Source organism: Pseudarthrobacter sp. 1C304 (genome assembly GCF_052245515.1).
Taxonomy (GTDB): domain Bacteria; phylum Actinomycetota; class Actinomycetes; order Actinomycetales; family Micrococcaceae; genus Arthrobacter.
Map to the genome: position 1 here is coordinate 1 of NZ_JBQQCH010000008.1, position 18,839 is coordinate 18,839.

Sequence of the window (18,839 nt, forward strand, 5' to 3'; positions counted from 1 at the left end):
GAAGCAGCGAGAATCGACATCCCGCCACACACCGAGTCAACGAACTCAGTGCGGGCATTCGAAGGAAACAACTTGACCATGAAACGCTCCATCCATCAGAGCGTTGCAACGACCATATGACTTTGCCGCTCGAACATTGCCGTGAAATGTCATCTCGGCGGGGTCCGGCCTTCCCGCGCAGCCTTCCCCGGCCGCCGGAGGGCTTGCGCCCGGCAGCACGGTGCAGCACAGTGAAGCATGGCAACCACCGCTGGAGAGGCCCTGCTGGCTTACCTCGCTGAGCAGTCCGCAGAACTGCGCCAGCATGAATCCGGGGTCCGGAAGAACGACGCCGAATCCATCCATAAGATGCGCGTCGCAGCCCGGCGCCTCCGCTCCCTGCTGGCAACAGGCAGGTCGTTGTTCGCCAAGGGCTCCGCTGATGAGCTCCGGTCCGAGCTGCGCTGGCTCTCGGGCGCGCTGGGGCCGGCCCGCGACCCCGGTGTGGTGCAGGCCCGTCTCAAGGAACTCCTGGCTGAGGAACCCGACGAACTGGTACTCGGTCCGGCGCCCGCGCGGATCGACGAGGAGCTCGACGCCGCCGCTGCCGCCGGTTTTGAAGGCGCTTTGGAGGCGCTAAACAGCAAGCGGTACAAGCAGCTGCTGTCCGCCCTCGATTCCTGGCTCGACGGCGGCAGCCTGTCAGAGAAGGCGTCCAGGCCCCCGCGGAAAGCCATCCGGAAGCTCTCTGCCAAGGATGAGGCCCGCTTGCGGCGGGCCGTGGAGGCACTGCCGGCGGAGGAGGACCGGCCGGCCCGGGACGAAGGGCTCCACGATGTCCGGAAGGCGGCCAAACGTCTGCGCTATTCCGCCGAGCTGGCCGCGTCCCTGGGCGGCGGGTGCGGCGCCAAGAATGCCCGGCGGGCCGCCAAGGCCGCGCGCCGGATCCAGACGGACCTGGGCCAGCTCCAGGACAGCGTGGTGGCCCGGACCCTGCTTGCAGATCTTGGCGCGCGGTCGCTGCGCAGCGGGGAGAACGGCTTCACTTACGGCCGCCTGCACGCGAAGGAGGAAGGGATCGCCGTGCAGGCCGAGGCCGACTTCCTCAAGACGTGGCGGAAGTTCACCGCCTGACGCCCGACACGACCGCCCGGCAGGTAAATCAGCCGGGGCGGATGCCGCGGCGGGGCTGACTAGCGGTCAGTTATGGGCGCGTGCGCGTTTGCCGGCGGCCAGCGACCCACCTGCGAGTGAGGTGGAGCGGCCGGCGCCCCCTGCGGTCCGCCGGGTGACCCGGGAGGGCGGCACCACGGACTGCCCGCCCGCGCTGCGGTCGCGTATCAGACCGGTGCCGGCGATTTCACGGGCCTGGGCGATGCCGGCCACGGCTGCCCTCTTGGTGGGAAAGGTGACGGAGACAGCCATGAGGCTTCCGCCGCCGTCAAGCATGCGGATCCGGTAGCCGCCGTCGGGCGCGTCCACGAGTTCGAAATATCCTGCCATCGCACACTCCTTTGTCCTTCTTCCCAATAAGCGGGATATTAGTAAGTATACTTATCTAGGGTCTGGAAGAACACCGGGGGCCATCGCTCAGCCTTCAGCGCCCGGCGACCGGAGAGTCGCTGCGGCGGACACCGCCGTCGTGCAGTTCGAGGGGGCACTCATCACCAGCGCAAAGCGGCGTGTCCCCCAGCTCGGTCCGACTAGGATCCAAAACATGCTGCAGCGGAACATCTCCACCCCACCCGTCGGCGCGGCACAGCCGCTCTCCCCCGGTCCGGGCCCGCAGCGGGGACGGCCCATGTGAACAGCGGCGTGCACATCGGCACCAGCGGCTGGAGCTACGACCACTGGGAGGACGTGCTGTACCCTCCCGGGCTGCCGGCCCGGGACCGGCTGGCGCACTACGCGGCGCGTTTCTCCACGGTGGAGCTCAACGCCAGCTTTTACCGCTGGCCCCGAGAGGCCTCCTTCGTGAGCTGGCGCCGGCGTCTTCCGCCCGGGTTCCTGCTGTCCGTCAAGGCCCCGCGCGGGCTGACCCACGGCAAGAAGCTGTACGCCCCGGAGGTGTGGATCGATCGGATCACCCGGTGCTGGCACGAGCTCGGCGACAAGCGGGCGGTGCTGCTGGTGCAGCTGCCCCCGGACTTTGCCCGGGATGACGCGCGGTTGGACTATTTCCTCGCGGCGCTGCCCGGCTGGGTCCGGGTCAGTGTGGAGTTCCGCCACCCGTCCTGGGACGCACCAGACGTCTATTCCCTGCTGGAACGCCACGGCGCCGCGTACTGCGTCATGAGCGGCGCTGGGCTACCTTGCGTTCTCCGCGCCACCGCGGACTTCGTCTACGTGAGGCTGCATGGCCCGGACCGGGAGTACCTCTACGGCGGTTCCTACTCGGACGAGGAGCTGCGCTGGTGGGCGGACCGGATCCGCGAGTGGCGTTGGGCCGGCCGGGAGGTCTTCGTGTATTTCAACAACGACGGCGGCGGAAACGCCGTGCGCAATGCCCAAGTACTGAAGGACATGCTGGGCGGCGCCTGAACGGCGTCGAATCCGGACACGATCCTCGCCGGGCCGCCCGTGTGTGGGAGAGTGGTGGCATGGAATTGGCCTCACAGCAACCACCCCGGCAGCAAACAGTCACCGGCAACCGGGCGTTCCACCTGGCGCACTGGGTCTCCGACACGGTCAACAGCGTCCGCCTGAAGACCGCCCGCCGCTGGAACTTTGTTCCCAAGACAGTGGCCTACCAGGGCTACGGATCCACAACCTGGGTCCGGGTACTCGGCCGGGTGGTGCTGACCAGCAAGCCCAACCCCGGCAGCCGGGCGGAGCGGGCCGCGCAGAACGGCAACCAGAACATCCGCGGCTGGCGGGCGTTTACGTCCGTGCCGATTCAGTACTCCGAGGTGGAAATCGAGATCGGCGGGGTGACCGCCCGGGTCCGGGCGGACCGCGGCGGGCTGGTGGACACCGTCGTCAAGGTGGAACTGACACCGGGCTGGCACACCGCCACCCTGCGCGCCGAAGGCACCGAAGCCGCTGCAGCCGAGATCTTCGTCATCTCCCCGGACACCAAGCTGGGGATCGTGTCCGACATCGATGACACGATCATGGTCACCGCACTCCCCCGGCCTTTCCTGGCGCTGTGGAACACCTTTGTGCTCAACGAGCGCGCTCGGATGGCGACGCCGGGAATGGCCGTGCTGTTGGACCGGATCAAGGTGGAATACCCGGAAGCCCCGGTGATTTACCTGTCCACCGGCCCGTGGAACGCCGCCCCGACGCTGGCACGCTTTATCGCCCGCAACATGTACCCCACCGGCACCCTGCTGCTCACTGACTGGGGCCTTACCCACGACCGCTGGTTCCGCAGCGGCCAGGAGCACAAGCGCCGCAACCTGGAACTGCTCGCCGAAGAGTTCCCGAACATGCGCTGGTTGCTTTTTGGTGACAACGGCCAGCACGACGAGGCGATCTACTCACACTTCGCCCAGCAGCACGGTGACCGGGTCGCCGCCATCGGCATCCGTCAGCTCTCGGCCAGTGAAGCCGTTCTGGCAGGCGGCCACTCGGAGACCGGCGACCACACCGGCTCCGAGGTGCCGTGGATCTACTCCCCGGATGGTGCGGGAATGGCGAAAAGCCTGCAGGGGCTGGGTATTCTCTAGGCAACAAGGTCTGATCTTCCTGGCGGACGCGTGGCGGAGCATCTCTTTGGTGCGGAGTGCTGGGAGGCGCAGCGGCCGTCGCCGCATCCGCGGCGCTGGCTGGAGGCACCGCATCCTTCGGGAAGCGCTCTGTTCTGCCCGACGGCGGCGGGGGCCGCTTTAATGTCAGTGCCTCGCGGGACGATATGGGTATGGAAAACAGGGTGGTTTTCAGTGCGGAGTCTCGGGAGGCAGCGCGGGCTTTGGCCGCGTCAGCTGCGGCGCTGGCTGCTCACATTGACGCGGATCCTTCCGGTCTTCCTGACGATGGTTCTCCAGACGGCCGTTCTGAGGACGGTTCTCCGGAGGATGGTTCTGATCCGTTGGAGGGTGGGGATCCGTTGCGGGATCTGGCGGACGCGTGTCTGGACGGCCTGGCGGGGCTCGCCCGGGTGGAGGCGCAGGGCGCGGCGTTGAAGGCCCTGGTAGCCGCGGAGTACCTGCACACAAGCGAGGCGTTGGCGGCACCCGAGGCGTCCGGCACTGCGCAGGAGATGGCGGAGGTCGCCGAGGTCGCCGGTGTGCTGACCGTCTCCGAGCGTTCGGCCGGGGCGTTTCTGGGTGAGTGTGTGGCGTTGACCGCGCGCCTGCCGCTGACGCTGGCGGCGTTGGGCGCCGGGACACTCTCGTGGCAGCACGCCCGGATCATGGTGGACGAGACGGCGAACCTCGATCCTGCCGGCGCCGCGGCGCTGGAGGCGCATTTCCTGGACCCGGCCGTACCGGACCCGGCCAGGGGGTGCCCGGCCGGGGAGCTGGTCCCGGGACGGTTCCGGGCCAAGGCCCGCACGTGGCGCGAACGCCATCACCCGGTGAGCATCGAAAGCCGCCACAGAAAGTGCGCGGCGGACCGGCGGGTGGAGTTCGTTCCGGACAACGACGGGATGGCCTGGTTCAACGCGTACCTTCCGGCGGAGACCGCGGCAGGGATCTGGAACCGGACCACCGCCGGGGCGAGGGCGCTGCAGGGCCCGGAGGAGCCCCGGACCCTGACCCAGCTCCGCGCTGACGTCGCCGCCACCCTGCTCCTCGGAGCCAACACCGGCAACGGCACCGGCAACGGAGACAGCGCAGATTCTGGGACGGCCGGCGGCGCAGGCACCGCCCGGGCTGGCAGCGGGCATCTTGACGGCCGGGATTGGAACAGTGGTGTGCCGGTGCCGCGGGCGCAGGTTCTGGTCACCGTCCCGGTGATGTCACTCCTGGGGGTGACGGAGGAACCGGCGATGCTGGACGGGTACGGGCCGATCCCGCCGTCCATGGCCCGCCGCCTCGTGGCTGATGGCGCGGATTCGTTCCACCGGGTCCTGGTCGACCCGCGGGACGGGGCGCCGCTGCAGATCGGGCGGACCACTTACCGGGTCACCAAGGCCCTGCGGCAATGGCTGCGGCTTCGCGACGCCAAATGCTCCTTCCCGAACTGCAACAACCCGTCGCTCGACAACGATGCGGACCACCTGTTGGCCTGGGCCGACGGCGGCACCACCGGGATCACCAACCTTGGCCAGCCCTGCCGGAAACACCACCGCCTCAAACACACCACAGCCTGGACCCCCGCCGGAGCCACCAAGACCAGCCCGCCGGGTTGGACCTCACCGACCGGACGGACTTACCCCAGCGAACACCAAGACTGGGAACCACCCCACTGGCCGGCCAGCCTGATCGCTCCGGAGGAACCCGGATGGTCCGTCCCCGGCATGGAACCGCCTCCAGACCCGTTCGCGGGCTGGTTCCAGTTCACCGAAGGCCGGGAACCTGAACCGGAAGCGGACCCCGCTGTCTCTGGATGGGTTTCCGACATGGAGCCACCCATGGGTCCGCTCCCCGACTGGCACCAGTTCACCGCCGCTTGACCACCAGCGGCGCGGGCCCGGGTAACCGCGGAACCCAGACGACAACGGCTAGCCTGCGCCAAGCGGTGGCCCCAGGACGGACCACCCCCACTCCAGTAGGTGTGAGGACTTCTAACCCGCCGGCTGGGGGTGCCCGGCGTCGGTCGATGCGGGCCCGGCGTCCGGTACTGGCAGGGAGTCGGGGACCGTTCCGGCGTCGGAATTAACCGTCACGGCACCGGCGCCCGGAGCCTCCGGCACGGAATCCCGGTGCCGAGCGGCGAGTACTTCCTTGAGCCAGTGGAACGAGGCCTTTTTGGTGCGGTGCTGCGTCTCCCGGTCAACGTGCAGCAGACCAAACTGCTGCTTGTAGCCGCCGGACCATTCGAAGTTGTCCATCAGCGACCACACGTAGTAGCCGCGCAGGTCTACGGACTCCGCGGCGCCGCCGGGTGATGTGGCTTCAATGGCTGTTGCAATGTGGTCCGCCAGGTAGCGCACGCGGCGTTCGTCCGGGATGATGAGCCCGCCGTCCGGGTCCTGGATCTCAAGGTCTTCGAAGCTGGCCCCGCCCTCGGTTATGTAGACCGGGGGAAGGTTGGGGTAGCGTTCGGCCATTTCTGCGAGGGCGACGGCCATGTACTCCGGCTTGATGGGCCAGCCGTAAGCGGTGATCTCGGTGTCCGGGAAGGATGCAATGTGGAACGGGGCCCCGGGTGCAGTGCCGCTCAGGTCGTCCCCCATAGCCTCGGCCATTCCCTTGGGCACGGCACCGTCGCCGGGACCGGAGGCCACGCGCGTGGGCATGTAGTAGTTGAGCCCATAGAAGTCCAGCGGCTGCGAGATCAGTTTCATGTCCTCGCTGGACGGGCTGAACGAGGAGAAGAAGGTGGCGGCCCGGATGGCGTCGGGATACTTGCCGAGCAGGACCGGGTCCGCGTAAAGCCTGTTCTGTGCCATGTCCATGAGCCCGGCACTGAGCTTGTCCAGCGGGTTGATCGAGGCGGGCACCATCGGGGAATAGACGTTGGTGATCCCGATTTCGCCGGGCACGTTGGCGGCCCGGAGCGCCTGCAGCGACAGGCCATGGCCCAGGAGTTGATGGTGGACGCTGGGGAACGCCTTCAGCATGAGCGCTTCGCCCGGTGCGTGCATCCCCAGCATGTACCCGTTGGTGCTGACGGTGGCGGGTTCGTTGACGGTCACCCAGCGGGTTACCCGGTCGCCGTAGGCGGCCGCGGCGATCGCGGCGAACTCTCCCAGCCGGTAAGCCGTGTCCCGGTTCATCCAGCCGCCGGCTTCATCGAGTTCCAGCGGCGTGTCCCAGTGGTACAGGGTGGCCATCGGTGCGATTCCGTTGGCCAGCAGGAGGTCGATCAGGCGGTCGTAGAAATCCAGACCGGCCGGATTGACCGGGCCGCTGCCGCCGGGCTGAATGCGGGACCAAGACAGCGAGAACCGGTACGAATCGATCCCCAGTTCCTTCATCAGGGCGACGTCTTCGGGCATCCGGTGGTAGTGGTCGCACGCTACAACGGGGCTGTGGTCCTCCACGATGGCTCCCGGTTTGGCGGCAAACACGTCCCAGCCCGAGGGACCCCGTCCGTCCTCGTCCAAAGCACCTTCGATCTGGAAGGCCGCGGTGGCTACGCCGAGGGTAAAGCGCGGCGGCAGGAGGGAAGCCAGGTCCTTGGCGGAAGCTTTCATCAGGAGTCCCTTATGTAGTTTGTTTCAGTTGCAGGCAGTTGACTGATTTTAGGCCTCCGGCAGGCCCCGCGCCACGATCGCCGCGCATGCCGGTCCTTGGCTCGCCGCTCACGCGGTGGTTCAGAACGCCGTGGCCTCCGGCCCGAACAGGAACTCTTTAGCGTGCGCGACGGCCTTTTTGAAGGCATCGTTCCGCAGGGACTGAAGCTGGTCGGCGTCGTCCGCCGCTGGTTCCAGGTAGCTCGTGTATCCCGGCCGGAGCACCCAGATGTCGCCGGCCGGCGGCAGGTAGAACACGCCAAAGGAGCGGTGCTGGCGGTCATCAGCTGTCCAGATCGGAACCACCGCGAGGGCGGCGCCGGTATCGACATTGATCCACTGGGCCCGCGGAAGTGGAGCCTCATGGGCTTCCGGGTCAAGAAATGGGGCAGTGCCCTCGCCCCACCGCGCCTCGAAGCGCTCGTGGAAGACCGGCATGAGGTGTGAATCGTAGCGGCGCCATGCACTCATGGCCGCCCTCCTTTGGTTGTGCTTGATGGGGCTGTTGGCCGTGACAATGAGGTGGGGGCAAGACGGGACCCGTGGACGCCGGCAAGGGCCAGCGCCGACGGGTCCCCGCACTCAGCGACAGGCGGGGCGGCGGGCATCCACCGCCGCCACTATCGCCCGATCTCCTGCAACTTGTCCTGGTTGTGGGTGATTTCAATCTTCCGCGGCTTAGCGCGCTCGTGCACCGGGATCCGGAGGGTCAGTACGCCGTCGGAGTACTGCGCCCTGACCTTGTCGGTGTCCAGGGTGTCGCCGAGAATCAACTGGCGGCTGAACACGCCGCGCGGCCGCTCCGAGGCAACCAGCTCTACGTTGGGCGGCGTCGGATCGCGCCTCTCAGCCCGGACCGTCAGGACGTTGCGCTCAATATCAAGGTCCACCGAGTCAACATTGACGCCGGGAAGATCGAAAGCGACCACGAACTCGCCGTCCTCCTGCCACGCATCCATCGGCATCGCAGCAGGCCGTGCCGCCGTTCCCAGAACCTGCTGGGTCAGCCGGTCCAGTTCGCGGAACGGGTCCGTACGCATCAACATCATTTCCCACTCCTTCACGTGAGAGCTCTGTAGTTTTCATGTATCCATCCAGCCCGATTATCTGTGGTGGTGGATATAGATTTTTTATAACACCAGTGCCAGAATGATGCAAGAGGAAATTGTAGGGAATCGCCGGGGGCGGCGGTCGGAGTAACACGAGGGAGGACCTGTGGCAGATCGTGGCCAGGAGCTGGGCGTCTACGCGATCTCCGTGGTGGCGCAGCTGGTCGGGACAGGGCAGCAGAACATCAGGCTCTATGAGCGCAAGGGCCTCCTGACGCCGGACCGCACCGCCGGAGGAACACGCCAGTACAGCAACGCTGACCTGGCCGTGCTGCGGCGGATCAACGAACTGCTCGCAGAAGGGCTTAATCTCGCCGGGGTGGCCAAGGTGCTGGAACTGGAGGAGGTCAACGCCGGGCTACGGAGCGAGCTGCAGCGCCTCCGCTCGCGCCGGGCCTAGGAGGCACCTCCGGCAGGAGGCACCTGCGGCAAGAGGCACCTGCGGCAAGTCAGCCGGGGGCCTTGCCCCCGGCGATGCGGTGGGATTCCATCAGGAGTTCGCCCAGTTCCTCGGTGCCGATCCGGTCCAGGCGAACCAGCACCAGCCGGGGTGAACGTTCGTGGTGTGCGGTCCAGAAGTAGGTGTCCGGGTCCGTTCCGGCGAGGGCCTCGCGTTCCTCGGACTTGACCGTAAGTACGCCGTCTTCCCAGATCCGGGCCATGAGCGTGGCTGCGAACCAGGCGGGCTGGCCCCAGCTGGGGCGCTCCACCACGCCCGGCAGGGCCAGTGCCATGCGGCGGACATCCTCTTCGGTGGCCATGGCCCCACTGTGGCACCGGCGCCGGGCCGAGACAAGACGGGACAAGACGGGACAGAGCAGAACACCCCGGCCCCGGCTCCGGCCCCGGGCGAAACCTAGTTCTGGCCGGTGTCGGCTTTCGAGAGCGTCCCAGTGATCTGCTCGCCGGGGATGCGGGCAGTCCGCCAAGTGTCCAAGGCGATCACGCCGCCCAGGATGACGAAGGAGATGGACAGGGAGGCGAAGGCATCGGTCAGCCAGTGGTACCCGAGGTAGAGCCGGCTGACCGCTGCGAAGAAGATCCCCACGCCGGCCAGCGCAAAGCCGGCGACGGCGGCCAGGCGGTTGCTGTGGCGGGAGAAGACCAGGTAGGCGCTGACCAGCAGGAAGTCGCAGGCGCCCAGGACGTGGCCGGACGGGAAGGAAAAGGTGAAGTCGGCGCCGAAGAGCATCAGGTCCACGGGCGGCCGCTGGCGGTCGATGATGCGTCCGATGATCTGGGCGAGAATGACACCGGTCAGCATGGCGCCGGCCAGGAGCATCGGCCGCCAGGCGTGCTTGGCCAGCAGCCCCCAGGCGACGGTCACCACGAGGATGATGATCGGCAACGCGACGGGCCCGAAAACAATCGCAAGGATGATCATGATGGTCGTGAGCGGTTCGGACCGGAGGGTGAGGAGCCAGGAACGGACAGGTTCGTCGCCCGCAGTGAGGCCGCCCTGCTGCAGGACGCTGGCAAGGATGGTAGAGAACAACACGGCGCCGACGATCACGAGGCCGATTGCGATCCGGTACAGGTTCTGCCGGTCCCGCGCCTCCATGTAGCGTTCCTCGACCACGAACTTGTCGTGGAAAACCCGCCACCGGCCGGGCGACTTCCCGGTACTATCTTCAGCCATTCCCGCATCCGCCTTCTCGCCGTGCCTGCACTCTTCCTTTGTGAAGAATATCCCGGTTCCGGTGCCGCCGGGCTCCGATGGTGCGCGGCGCCACCCGCGGCCGACGGCGGTAAGGCCGCGCCGCGCGGACACGGCAGCCCCGCGGCTGGCTGCCCGGTAGCCTGAGGCAATGGGCGCCATGAATGAACTGATCAATCCGCGTGTCGTCGATTCCCTCGACCGGATCCTCGCCGAGGCCGCACCGGAGTGCCGGCTGATCCACCTGGCCGGCGCGGCTGCACAGCTTGACGGGCTGAGCCTGCGGGAACGCACCGACCTCCTGAGCCACGCCCTGCTGGCCGACCTGCCCGCGGCCTACGCGGAGACGGCCGGCATCTTCCGCCGGTCATTGGCTGATCCGGACTTCACCGGCTGGATGATCTGGCCCGTCACGGAGACCGCAGCCACGCTGGCTCTCGCCTCACCCGGCCAGGCCGACGTCGAGGACTGCCTGGCGCTGCTCGCCGAACTGACGCCGCGGCTCACCGCTGAATTCGCCATCCGGCGGATCCTCGCCGCCGATCTGGACCGCGCACTGGCCGTCATCCAGGGCTGGACCTCGCACCCGGACTGGCACGTCCGCCGGCTGGCCACCGAGGGCACCCGCGCGTACCTGCCTTGGGCAATCCGGGTCCCGGAGATCACCCGGCGCCCCGCCGCCACCTTGCCGATCCTCGACGCCCTGTACCGGGATCCGGTGGAAGACGTCCGCCGCTCTGTGGCCAACCACCTCAACGACCTGGCCCGCCACGCCCCCGACGAGGTGGTCGCCACGGCAACGAGATGGATGGCCGCTCCGGATGAGAACACACCCAAGGTGGTCCGGCACGGGCTGCGCACGCTGCTCAAGAAGGCCCACCCCGGCGCGCTGGAGCTCCTGGGGTTTCCGCCGGCCTCGATCGCCGTGACCCCGCCCCGCCTGGAGCGGACCGTCGTCGACCTGCCGGGGGAACTCGGCTTCGACTTCGAAATCTCCAACCTCGGGCCGGCGGAGGCCCGGCTCGCCGTCGACTACGCCGTGCACTACAGGAAGGCCAACGGCACCCTCGCGGAGAAAGTGTTCAAGCTCGGCACGCCGGTCCTGGCTCCGGGCGAGTCCAGAACATTCGCCAAGCGCCACATCTTCCGGCAAATGACCACGCGGCGCCATCATCCCGGCGCGCACGTACTGGAACTGCAGGTCAACGGCGTGCGGTACGCGCCAACCGAGTTTTTGGTCCGGACAGAGTCCGGGGAGGCACGGCGCGGTGATTTGACGGGCCCATAAATCTGACGTTATTGTCGCTTCAATTATTGGGGAAGACGAGTCAACCCAAGAAAGAACAGAGCGATGAACACAGCAACCGAGTGCATTGATATCCAGGTCGACAGCCGTCAGGTCCTTGACGAACGGCTGGATGACGCCGTCCGTGGGCTCCAGCAGATCGCCATGGAGACCGGGACGCAGGGCATCCTGATCACCCGCCACAAGCCCGGCCACTACACGGCGGCACTCTCCGACCAGGTCCCCTTCGGCATGACCCGGGAGCTCATTCACTGAGTCCTGACGGAGCGCGCAGCTCCTGCATTCAGCACACAAAGCCAGGTCCCGGGCGGCGGAGCATCGACTCCCGCCCGGGACCTTTTTGTCATGCGCCGGCAGAGCAGCTTCCGTAGCGGCACCGGCAACCCAACGCGGAGTCACTTCGTGCCCATCTCCGGCAGTGGAATAGCCGCGGAGTGACCCCGCGCTGCTTCAGCGTCCGCCGCTGAGCTTCCGGCTCCGTTGCTCCCGGGCCAGGGGGCCGTACGGGTAGACGCCGACGCGCGGCCGGCTCACCTCGTCCAGCCGTATCAGTTCGTCCTCCGTGAGCTGCAGGTCCGCGGCCGCCAGGTTGCCGGCCAGTTGTTCGGTGCTGCGCACACCCAGAATCACCGAGGACACGGCCGGCTGTTCCGCCAGCCATGCCAGGGCAACCTGCGCCGCGGTGGCCTCGTGGCGTCCGGCGATCTCGTGCACCGCGTCCACGATGTCCCAGGTCCGCGGGTCGGCATTCCGGGCTTCCCAGGCCTCCATGCCACGCTCCGGATTCTCGCCCAGCCGGGTCGCCCCGGCCGGCGGCTGGTCCCGCTTGTATTTCCCGGAAAGCCAGCCGCCGCCCAGCGGTGACCAGGGCAGCAGGCCGATCCCGGCGTCGAGCGCTGCCGGCACTATTTCGGATTCGATCTCCCGCACCAGCAGGCTGTACTGCGGCTGCAGCGTCACCGGCCCGTTCCAGCCGCGGCCACGCGCCACGTGGACGGCCTTGGTCAGCTGCCAGCCCAGGAAGTTCGAGAAGCCGTAGTAAGCGATTTTCCCGGCCGCGACTGCGTCCTGCAGAAACCCCAGGGACTCCTCCAGCGGGGTGACGGGGTCCCAGGCGTGCAGCTGGTACAAATCGATCTGCTCGACGCCGAGGCGCCGCAGCGAATCGTCGAGGGCACGGTTCAGGTGCCGGCGGGAGTTGCCGACGTCGTTGGGCGCCGCGCCCATCGGGAACCGGCCCTTGGTGGCCAGCAGCACGCGGCCGCGGGCGTCCGGGCGTGCCGCAAGCCAACGGCCGATAATCTCCTCCGATACCCCGGAGCTGTAGACGTCGGCGGTGTCAACGAAGTTGCCGCCCGCCGCGACGTAGCCGTCGAGGATGGCGTGGGACTCTGCCTCGGTGGCTTCGGCGCCGAAGGTCATGGTGCCCAGCGCGTAGGCGGATACCACGGCGCCGCTGGTGCCAAGGGTGCGGTACTGCACGGGCGCCTCCTCAGTCTTCCGTGGGAGTGGTGCGGAGCGGGTGGTAGTTCCGCCACGAGTGCTCCGGCGCGTAGCCGAGCAGCCGCTTGGCCTTGTCGATCGAGAGCAGGGTCTCGTGCTCGCCGAGGTCCTTGGTCAAGGGGACGCCGGGGAACACTTCCGCGGCGAGGCTGGCGCTGGAGCGGCTCATCACTGTGTCCGCGTTGGCGATGATGAAGGCCTCGAATCCCGGGGTGCCGTGTTCCAGTGCGCGTGCCACCGCCTGTGCGCCGTCCCGGCCGTCAATGTAGCCCCAGAGGTTCCACTTGCGCAGCCGAGCGTCGGCGTCGAAGCCGGGGAATTCCTCGTAGTCCTCCGGGTCCATAACGTTGGAAAAGCGCAGCCCGGTGATGCTCAGTTCCGGATCCCAGCGGGTGAGCTGGACCGCCATCTGCTCCTCAAGGTGCTTGACGAGGGAATACGTGCTTTCCGGCCGGGCCGGATATTCCTCGTCCACCGGGATATAGGGAGGGTCGACGTCGAACGGCAGGCCCAGCACCGTCTCACTGGAGGCGTAGACAATTTTCTTGATCCCGGCCCGGCGGGCCGCCTGGAACACGTTGTACGTCGCCTGCATGTTGTTCTCGAAGGTTGCGGCGTCCGGGGCGAGGCCGGGGGCCGGGATTGCGGCCAGGTGCACCACCGCGTCGAACCCGGTGTGGCGGTCCTCCAGGCCCAGGAATACATCCACCACCTGCCCGTAGTTGCGCAGGTCCACCTCGGCAAACCCGGGCTCGCGCGAGCCGGTACGGTCGAGGCTGGTCACCTCGTGGCCGTCCTGCCTGAGCCGCCGGACCACATTGCGGCCCAGCTTTCCGTTTCCTCCGGTAACAGCGACTCTCATCAGAACTCCTTACGATGGCGGGTTTGTTCCACCCTAGGCGGCGGGCGGCTGCAGTGCACGGCCCGGGATGGGGGTGGCGCGGCGCCGCGTGACTTTTGGCCCTAGGCGATGCCGGCCGTTCCGGGCAGGCTGGGGCCATGAACGCTGACCAGCGAATAGTCGTGGGCGTGGACGGTTCGGATTTCTCGACGACGGCGCTCCGGCTCGCCGGGCGCATGGCCGGAAGCCTGGGCGCGCCGCTGGAGGTGGTGACGTGCCTGGGCACGTCGGACCACTTCCTCGCCTCCCACCTGCCCGAAGAGAGCTCCCCCACCACCACGCAGCTGGAAGAGACCGCCAAACGGCTTGTCGACGAGTCCCTGGACCGCGCCTTTGGCGGCGCCGTACCGGAGGGGCTGACCCGGACGGTGAAGTTCGGGTCCCCGGCCAAAGTCCTGGTCGAGGAGAGCCGCGATGCACAACTGCTGGTGGTCGGCCGTCGCGGCCGCGGCGGTATCCTCCCGCAGATGATGGGATCGGTCAGCGGCGCCTGCGTGGCCCACGCCCACTGCCCGGTGCTGGTGGTTGGTGAGGGAACGGACAATCCCCAGGCAGGCGGGTGAACCGCCGGCCGGTCCGGGGCCCACAGCAAGGACCGGGCCGCACCATGAGCCGGACGCGCCGGCCGTATTCCCTCCGTGGCCCCGCGGCGGCTCTCGCCGCTGCGGTCATCGCCGCCGCCTACGTCCTGGCCGCCCGGCCCCGGCTGCTCCGCTGGGGTGCCACCGCCCAGGAGGCCGCCGGACCGCTCCCGGGAGACGAGCTGGTCCGGGTTCCGCGGATGCAGAGCACCCGCGCCGTCACTATCAGCGCACCGGCCTCGGAGGTGTGGCCCTGGCTGGTCCAGCTGGGATCAGGGCGCGGGGGAATGTACAGCTACGACGTGCTGGAGAACGCGGCGGGCCTCGGTATGGTCAGCGCCGACCGGATCCTGCCCGAATTCCAGCAGCTCGACGTCGGCGACGCCGTTCCGCTGGGCCGCGGCCTCGGGATCCCGGTCCGGCGGCTGGAAGCCGGGTCCGTGCTGGGCCTTGGCGGCACCATGGATCCGCGCACCGGTGAGCCTATCCTGGCCGGTGCCGCCACAGGGGGCCCCCGGGTGCAGGTCGGCTGGACGTTTGTCCTGCAGCCGGTCGGTGCCCGCACCACGCGGTTGCTGTCCCGGACCCGGTACGACTATGCGCCGCTGCCCCTGGGGCTGGTTCTCCGGCCCGTGCTGGAACCCCTGCAGTTCCTGATGGAACGCCGGATGCTGCTGGGTATCAAGTCCCGGTCCGAGGGGCGCGGGCCGCGTCAGGGCCGCCGGCGTGCGTGACCTAGTGCCCTACGTTGGCCGGCTCCTGCGGGTCTAGCGTTAACAGTGGGGGCGGTGGACGGCCGCCCGCCGGATTCCGGGAGGTCAACGGTGAAGTCCGCCAAAACCAGCATCATTGCCGGTGTCGCACTGATGGCGGCCGGCGTGCTCCTACTGCTGGATTTGCTGGGGGTCCTGGACAGTGCGGCCCTTGTGTGGCCGCTGATGTTCGCCGCGGCCGGGACCACATTCCTGGTCCTGTTCTTCCGCCGCCGCGACAACTGGTGGGCGGCGATTCCCGGCTCGGTGTTCTGGGGCCTGGCCGCGGTCATCCTGATCACCCAGCTCTGGCCCGGTCCTGCGGCCTACTGGGCCGGTGCGTTCCTTTTCCTGTTTATGTCCGCAGGGTTCGCCGCGGTCTATGTGCGCGAACCCGCCAACTGGTGGGCGGTGATCCCGTCCGGAGTGATGCTGACGCTGTCCTTCGTGGTGGCCGTACCGCCGGACTGGCAGGGCATGACGGTGGCTGCCGTCCTGTTCCTGGGCCTGGCCGCCACGTTCGCGGTGTTGTCACTGATACCCGTCCGGCCGGAGCACCGCCCGGCCCAGCCCGGCAGCGTTCCCGGCCAGCCCGGGGATGCCGGACCGGCAAGAATGAAGTGGCCACTGATTCCGGCCGCGGTCCTGGCGGTGATGGGACTGATTTTCGGCCTGCAGGCCACGGCACTGCTCACCGCGAGCGAATTCTTCGTTCCAGTGCTTCTGGTGATCGCCGGGGTGGCGTTGCTGGTCTACGCCTACCGCCACCGCGCCGGCGGCCACCACAAAGTGCACGGGGCCTAAAGGCTCACGCCGCCCCTGCAAGACCGGCCAGGGCCGCCCGCAGCCGGGTGCCGGCGTCGTCCGCAACCTCGCGGACGGCGGGGGTGCCGCTGAGCTGCACCATGGTTTGCGGATCGATGGCCTGCACTGTTGTGGCCGTCTCCCCCGGTCCGCGGCGCACCACCACGTTGCAGGGCAGCAGCGCCCCGAGTTCCGGCTCCGCCGCGAGCGCCCGGCTGGCGAGCACCGGGTTGCAGGCCCCGAGGATGACGTAGTCCCCCAGCGTTTCCGCGGCATCCTCGCCGAGCTTGGCGGCGAAGGTGGCGCGCACATCGATTTCCGACAGTATCCCGAAGCCCTGGCCGGCGAGCGCCTCGCGCGTTTTCGCGACGGCGTCCTCCCAGCTCAGCGGGACAACGGCCGTGTGGGTGTAGCTCATGCAGTCACTCCTTGGGGCTGGCGTTGGCCGGCAGAAGGTAATCGACAAACCAGTCCCGGGCGAGAATGGCGGCTGCCGCCAGCGTACCCGGTTCCTCGAAGAGATGGGTGGCACCCTGCACCACGGCAAGCTGGTTGGGGCAACGCATCATCGACTTTGCCTTGCGGTTGAGCTCCAGCACCTCGTAGTCGTAGCTGCCCACGATCAGAAGCGTGGGCGCCCGCACGGCGGACAACCTGGGGCCCGCCAGATCGGGGCGGCCGCCGCGGGAGACCACAGCGTCGATCCGGGCGGTCGGTTCGGAAGCGGCCCAGAGCGCGGCCCCGGCGCCGGTGCTCGCCCCGAAGTAGCCAATGGTGCAGGACGCCGTGTCCCGGCGGGTGGAGAGCCAGCCGGTGGCAGCGGACAGCCGGCGGGCCAGCAGTTCGATGTCGAAAACGTTGGCCCGGTTCCGCTCCTCCGCGGGGGTCAGCAGGTCAAGGAGCAGGGTTCCCAGACCGGCCTGCTGGAGCACACCGGCCACATAGCGGTTCCGCGGGCTGTGCCGGCTGCTCCCGCTGCCGTGCGCGAACACCACCACGCCCCGGGCCGGGACCGGCAGGTGCAGCTGGCCCTGGAGCCGGATTCCGCGCGAGGGGATCTCGACTTCCTCCTCGAGCTCGGCGCCCGGCCCGCCCGCCGGTTCGGCCCTCCGGGCGGCCGGCTGCGAAGACTCGAGGCGCTTGGCCGCGGCGTCGAGCAGCTGCACCACTTCGTCGTCCTCAGTGGGCGAGAAATCCCGGTAGTGGTAACCCACCGCGGAGAAATGGTGCGGGGTGGCGAGGCACACCACCTCGTCGGGCTCGGTCAGGCTGCCCAGCGTATCGGCGGGGGCCACCGGCACTGCCAGGATGACCCTCGCGGCACCGAGCTGCCGGGCCACCCGGCAGGCCACCCTGGCCGTGGACCCGGTGGCGATGCCGTCGTCGACAATCACAGCGATGCGCCCCGTGAGATCCTGCCGGGTCCGGCCTTTGCGGAACCGGGCCACCCGGTTCTCCAGTACGGTGCGTTCGCGGTCCTCGACAGCTTTCAGCTCCGAATCGCTGACCCGCGAGGAGGCGAGGACCCGTTCTTCCAGCACCCGGGCGCCGCCCTCCCCAATGGCGCCCATGGCCAGCTCGGGCTGGTAGGGAAGTCCCAGCTTCCGGACCACGATCACGTCGAGCGGCGCGTCAAGGGCTGCGGCCACTTCGAAGGCCACCGGGACGCCGCCGCGGGGAAGGCCCAGGACCACCATGTCCTGGCCCCGCAAGTCCGAGAGCCGGCGCCCCAGTTGCCGCCCGGCGTCGACCCTGTCTTCGAAAATGGTCATCGGTATGGCTTTCCAATCGGAGATCTCGGCCGTGGCACCCGTCCAGGCATGCAGTCCGCAGCTGGGAAATTAACCAGTTGGCCGCTCTCTCCCACTATCTGCCAGGAACCCAGAAGGGGTGAGGGCCTTTATGCCCGTCTTCGTCCCGCCGCCGGGGTCGCCCCCGTGGATCCGCCGTGGAGGCCCCGATGGAGGCACCGATGAAGGCACCGCGGAGAGTCCGCTGAGGAGACGAGGGGTTGTGGCACTCTGGGTCAAAAGGGCGGAACCGGCTGTATATAATTTTCGGGTACGGTTCTGCAGCGGGCCGTTGGATTGTTCTTCGATCCGGCCGGCTGCCGCCCACCATTGCCTCCCCCCGCAACGGCAGGCCGCCGGCCGGGTCGCATTGACCTGAGTGAAACGGCGCGACGAGACAGTGGTTAGCAAATCAACCGCAGCCTCCACGGAGGCAACATCCACCAACCAGCACCTGCATGAACTGGTGCTCAGCAGCTCCGATGTTGAGGAGTTCCTGCGCGAATTGGCGCGGGTCTCCGCACGCAGCCTGTCGGAGCCCGGCGACGAGATCCTCTGCGGGATCACACTCTTCCGGCACCGGAAGGGCGCCACGGTGGCCAGCAGCAGCGCGGCCGCCCAGGCCATGGACGAAATCCAGTACACGTTCGGCGACGGTCCCTGCGTGACGGCGTCCCGGGAACAGGAAACCGTCCACATCCGGGACCTCGACGAGTGCACACGCTGGCCGCAGTTCGCCGCCACTGTCCGCGGACACGGTGTCCGCTCCATCCTGGCCCTGCCGTTCCTGCTCGACGGCGACACCCGCGCGGCCCTCAACCTGTACTCGCACCGGCCCCGCCGGTTCGATGGCCGGGCGATGGACCTGGCCCAGGACTTTGTCAACCACACGTCGCTGGCACTGCGCCTGGCCGTGCGGTTCGCGCACTACAGCGACAAGGCGGCGAATCTGAAGGCCACGCTGGAGACCCGGACCAGCATCGACGTCGCGGTGGGCATCATCATGGCGCAGAACCGCTGCAGCCAGGCCGAGGCCTTCGAGTTGCTCAAAGCCGCCTCCAGCGCACGCAACATCAAACTGCACGCGGTGGCGGCCGGCGTGGTGGAGTCACTCGGCAAGGGCCCGGCCCGGACACACTTCGACGTTTAGGCCGGGGCTCCCGGGCGGT

21 protein-coding genes are annotated in these 18,839 nt (G+C 68.2%); 11 read left to right on the top strand and 10 right to left on the bottom strand.

The features are described 5' to 3' along the window. The first annotated feature begins 237 nt into the window (after nucleotides 1-237). Nucleotides 238-1,113, top strand: a complete 876-nt coding sequence (locus ACTWQD_RS14290) for a CHAD domain-containing protein (RefSeq protein ID WP_443196785.1) — start codon at nucleotides 238-240, stop codon at nucleotides 1,111-1,113. A gap of 66 nt (nucleotides 1,114-1,179) precedes the next feature. Here ACTWQD_RS14290 and ACTWQD_RS14295 read toward each other — a convergent pair whose 3' ends face one another. Next, the gene (locus tag ACTWQD_RS14295; RefSeq protein WP_066439214.1) at nucleotides 1,180-1,482 is read right to left on the bottom strand and encodes a YegP family protein; all 303 of its coding nucleotides are present in this window, start codon (nucleotides 1,480-1,482) and stop codon (nucleotides 1,180-1,182) included. Nucleotides 1,483-1,782: 300 nt separating this feature from the next. On the opposite strand from ACTWQD_RS14295, the gene ACTWQD_RS14300 reads away from it, so the two are divergent. The 3 genes from ACTWQD_RS14300 to ACTWQD_RS14310 all read left to right on the top strand — a co-directional run bounded on the left by ACTWQD_RS14300 (nucleotide 1,783) and on the right by ACTWQD_RS14310 (nucleotide 5,542). Then, nucleotides 1,783-2,520, top strand: coding sequence for a DUF72 domain-containing protein (locus tag ACTWQD_RS14300; protein WP_443196786.1), 738 nt, complete (start codon nucleotides 1,783-1,785; stop codon nucleotides 2,518-2,520). A gap of 59 nt (nucleotides 2,521-2,579) precedes the next feature. Then, the gene (locus tag ACTWQD_RS14305; RefSeq protein ID WP_443196787.1) at nucleotides 2,580-3,650 is read left to right on the top strand and encodes an App1 family protein; all 1,071 of its coding nucleotides are present in this window, start codon (nucleotides 2,580-2,582) and stop codon (nucleotides 3,648-3,650) included. A 191-nt stretch (nucleotides 3,651-3,841) separates the two neighbouring features. After that, nucleotides 3,842-5,542: a DUF222 domain-containing protein gene (locus ACTWQD_RS14310; RefSeq protein ID WP_443196788.1), complete on the top strand. Its 1,701-nt coding sequence runs from the start codon at nucleotides 3,842-3,844 to the stop codon at nucleotides 5,540-5,542. Nucleotides 5,543-5,653: 111 nt separating this feature from the next. On the opposite strand, the gene ACTWQD_RS14315 is transcribed toward ACTWQD_RS14310, so the two are convergent. From ACTWQD_RS14315 to ACTWQD_RS14325, 3 genes are all read right to left on the bottom strand, one after another. Beyond that, on the bottom strand, nucleotides 5,654-7,228 hold the full coding sequence (locus ACTWQD_RS14315; protein WP_443196789.1) for a GH1 family beta-glucosidase: 1,575 nt from the start codon (nucleotides 7,226-7,228) through the stop codon (nucleotides 5,654-5,656). 120 nt (nucleotides 7,229-7,348) lie between these two features. After that, on the bottom strand, nucleotides 7,349-7,738 hold the full coding sequence (locus ACTWQD_RS14320; protein WP_443196790.1) for a hypothetical protein: 390 nt from the start codon (nucleotides 7,736-7,738) through the stop codon (nucleotides 7,349-7,351). 149 nt (nucleotides 7,739-7,887) lie between these two features. Further along, nucleotides 7,888-8,313, bottom strand: coding sequence for an Hsp20/alpha crystallin family protein (locus tag ACTWQD_RS14325; RefSeq protein WP_443196962.1), 426 nt, complete (start codon nucleotides 8,311-8,313; stop codon nucleotides 7,888-7,890). 169 nt (nucleotides 8,314-8,482) lie between these two features. On the opposite strand from ACTWQD_RS14325, the gene ACTWQD_RS14330 reads away from it, so the two are divergent. Next, nucleotides 8,483-8,776 carry a MerR family transcriptional regulator gene (locus ACTWQD_RS14330; protein ID WP_443196791.1) on the top strand — a complete coding sequence of 98 codons (294 nt, stop codon included), beginning with the start codon at nucleotides 8,483-8,485 and terminating at the stop codon, nucleotides 8,774-8,776. 49 nt (nucleotides 8,777-8,825) lie between these two features. On the opposite strand, the gene ACTWQD_RS14335 is transcribed toward ACTWQD_RS14330, so the two are convergent. Both ACTWQD_RS14335 and ACTWQD_RS14340 read right to left on the bottom strand, forming a co-directional pair. Then, a complete protein-coding gene (locus ACTWQD_RS14335) occupies nucleotides 8,826-9,137 on the bottom strand; it encodes an MmcQ/YjbR family DNA-binding protein (RefSeq protein ID WP_443196792.1) in 312 nt (103 codons plus the stop codon). A gap of 95 nt (nucleotides 9,138-9,232) precedes the next feature. Further along, nucleotides 9,233-10,015, bottom strand: a complete 783-nt coding sequence (locus tag ACTWQD_RS14340; RefSeq protein ID WP_443196793.1) for a phosphatase PAP2 family protein — start codon at nucleotides 10,013-10,015, stop codon at nucleotides 9,233-9,235. 169 nt (nucleotides 10,016-10,184) lie between these two features. Here ACTWQD_RS14340 and ACTWQD_RS14345 point away from each other — a divergent pair, with 169 nt between their 5' ends. Together ACTWQD_RS14345 and ACTWQD_RS14350 are read left to right on the top strand one after the other, a co-directional pair. Further along, the gene (locus ACTWQD_RS14345) at nucleotides 10,185-11,321 is read left to right on the top strand and encodes a DNA alkylation repair protein (RefSeq protein ID WP_443196794.1); all 1,137 of its coding nucleotides are present in this window, start codon (nucleotides 10,185-10,187) and stop codon (nucleotides 11,319-11,321) included. A gap of 63 nt (nucleotides 11,322-11,384) precedes the next feature. Beyond that, nucleotides 11,385-11,594, top strand: a complete 210-nt coding sequence (locus tag ACTWQD_RS14350) for a hypothetical protein (RefSeq protein ID WP_443196795.1) — start codon at nucleotides 11,385-11,387, stop codon at nucleotides 11,592-11,594. A 195-nt stretch (nucleotides 11,595-11,789) separates the two neighbouring features. Here ACTWQD_RS14350 and ACTWQD_RS14355 read toward each other — a convergent pair whose 3' ends face one another. Together ACTWQD_RS14355 and ACTWQD_RS14360 are read right to left on the bottom strand one after the other, a co-directional pair. Further along, nucleotides 11,790-12,821, bottom strand: a complete 1,032-nt coding sequence (locus ACTWQD_RS14355; RefSeq protein ID WP_443196796.1) for an aldo/keto reductase — start codon at nucleotides 12,819-12,821, stop codon at nucleotides 11,790-11,792. A 10-nt stretch (nucleotides 12,822-12,831) separates the two neighbouring features. Then, nucleotides 12,832-13,704: an NAD-dependent epimerase/dehydratase family protein gene (locus ACTWQD_RS14360; protein ID WP_443196797.1), complete on the bottom strand. Its 873-nt coding sequence runs from the start codon at nucleotides 13,702-13,704 to the stop codon at nucleotides 12,832-12,834. 137 nt (nucleotides 13,705-13,841) lie between these two features. Here ACTWQD_RS14360 and ACTWQD_RS14365 point away from each other — a divergent pair, with 137 nt between their 5' ends. The 3 genes from ACTWQD_RS14365 (at nucleotide 13,842) to ACTWQD_RS14375 (ending at nucleotide 15,880) form a co-directional block, all read left to right on the top strand. Next, the gene (locus tag ACTWQD_RS14365; RefSeq protein WP_443196798.1) at nucleotides 13,842-14,306 is read left to right on the top strand and encodes a universal stress protein; all 465 of its coding nucleotides are present in this window, start codon (nucleotides 13,842-13,844) and stop codon (nucleotides 14,304-14,306) included. A 44-nt stretch (nucleotides 14,307-14,350) separates the two neighbouring features. Next, nucleotides 14,351-15,058: an SRPBCC family protein gene (locus ACTWQD_RS14370; RefSeq protein WP_443196799.1), complete on the top strand. Its 708-nt coding sequence runs from the start codon at nucleotides 14,351-14,353 to the stop codon at nucleotides 15,056-15,058. A 90-nt stretch (nucleotides 15,059-15,148) separates the two neighbouring features. Continuing rightward, nucleotides 15,149-15,880, top strand: coding sequence for a hypothetical protein (locus ACTWQD_RS14375; protein WP_443196800.1), 732 nt, complete (start codon nucleotides 15,149-15,151; stop codon nucleotides 15,878-15,880). A gap of 4 nt (nucleotides 15,881-15,884) precedes the next feature. Here ACTWQD_RS14375 and ACTWQD_RS14380 read toward each other — a convergent pair whose 3' ends face one another. Together ACTWQD_RS14380 and ACTWQD_RS14385 are read right to left on the bottom strand one after the other, a co-directional pair. Next, complete coding sequence (locus tag ACTWQD_RS14380) at nucleotides 15,885-16,298, bottom strand: DUF302 domain-containing protein (protein ID WP_443196801.1); 414 nt, start codon at nucleotides 16,296-16,298, stop codon at nucleotides 15,885-15,887. Between the two features lie 4 nt (nucleotides 16,299-16,302). Then, nucleotides 16,303-17,652, bottom strand: a complete 1,350-nt coding sequence (locus tag ACTWQD_RS14385) for a phosphoribosyltransferase family protein (RefSeq protein ID WP_443196802.1) — start codon at nucleotides 17,650-17,652, stop codon at nucleotides 16,303-16,305. A 418-nt stretch (nucleotides 17,653-18,070) separates the two neighbouring features. On the opposite strand from ACTWQD_RS14385, the gene ACTWQD_RS14390 reads away from it, so the two are divergent. Further along, complete coding sequence (locus tag ACTWQD_RS14390; RefSeq protein ID WP_443196803.1) at nucleotides 18,071-18,820, top strand: GAF and ANTAR domain-containing protein; 750 nt, start codon at nucleotides 18,071-18,073, stop codon at nucleotides 18,818-18,820. Nucleotides 18,821-18,839 lie beyond the last annotated feature (19 nt).

Bases quoted from the DNA above. Each gene is read 5' to 3' on its own strand.
- ACTWQD_RS14290 (WP_443196785.1), top strand. From the start codon at position 238: ATGGCAACCACCGCTGGAGAGGCCCTGCTGGCTTACCTCGCTGAGCAG.
- ACTWQD_RS14295 (WP_066439214.1), bottom strand. From the start codon at position 1,482: ATGGCAGGATATTTCGAACTCGTGGACGCGCCCGACGGCGGCTACCGG.
- ACTWQD_RS14305 (WP_443196787.1), top strand. From the start codon at position 2,580: ATGGAATTGGCCTCACAGCAACCACCCCGGCAGCAAACAGTCACCGGC.
- ACTWQD_RS14310 (WP_443196788.1), top strand. From the start codon at position 3,842: ATGGAAAACAGGGTGGTTTTCAGTGCGGAGTCTCGGGAGGCAGCGCGG.
- ACTWQD_RS14315 (WP_443196789.1), bottom strand. From the start codon at position 7,228: ATGAAAGCTTCCGCCAAGGACCTGGCTTCCCTCCTGCCGCCGCGCTTT.
- ACTWQD_RS14320 (WP_443196790.1), bottom strand. From the start codon at position 7,738: ATGAGTGCATGGCGCCGCTACGATTCACACCTCATGCCGGTCTTCCAC.
- ACTWQD_RS14325 (WP_443196962.1), bottom strand. From the start codon at position 8,313: ATGTTGATGCGTACGGACCCGTTCCGCGAACTGGACCGGCTGACCCAG.
- ACTWQD_RS14335 (WP_443196792.1), bottom strand. From the start codon at position 9,137: ATGGCCACCGAAGAGGATGTCCGCCGCATGGCACTGGCCCTGCCGGGC.
- ACTWQD_RS14340 (WP_443196793.1), bottom strand. From the start codon at position 10,015: ATGGCTGAAGATAGTACCGGGAAGTCGCCCGGCCGGTGGCGGGTTTTC.
- ACTWQD_RS14345 (WP_443196794.1), top strand. From the start codon at position 10,185: ATGGGCGCCATGAATGAACTGATCAATCCGCGTGTCGTCGATTCCCTC.
- ACTWQD_RS14350 (WP_443196795.1), top strand. From the start codon at position 11,385: ATGAACACAGCAACCGAGTGCATTGATATCCAGGTCGACAGCCGTCAG.
- ACTWQD_RS14360 (WP_443196797.1), bottom strand. From the start codon at position 13,704: ATGAGAGTCGCTGTTACCGGAGGAAACGGAAAGCTGGGCCGCAATGTG.
- ACTWQD_RS14365 (WP_443196798.1), top strand. From the start codon at position 13,842: ATGAACGCTGACCAGCGAATAGTCGTGGGCGTGGACGGTTCGGATTTC.
- ACTWQD_RS14370 (WP_443196799.1), top strand. From the start codon at position 14,351: ATGAGCCGGACGCGCCGGCCGTATTCCCTCCGTGGCCCCGCGGCGGCT.
- ACTWQD_RS14380 (WP_443196801.1), bottom strand. From the start codon at position 16,298: ATGAGCTACACCCACACGGCCGTTGTCCCGCTGAGCTGGGAGGACGCC.
- ACTWQD_RS14385 (WP_443196802.1), bottom strand. From the start codon at position 17,652: ATGACCATTTTCGAAGACAGGGTCGACGCCGGGCGGCAACTGGGGCGC.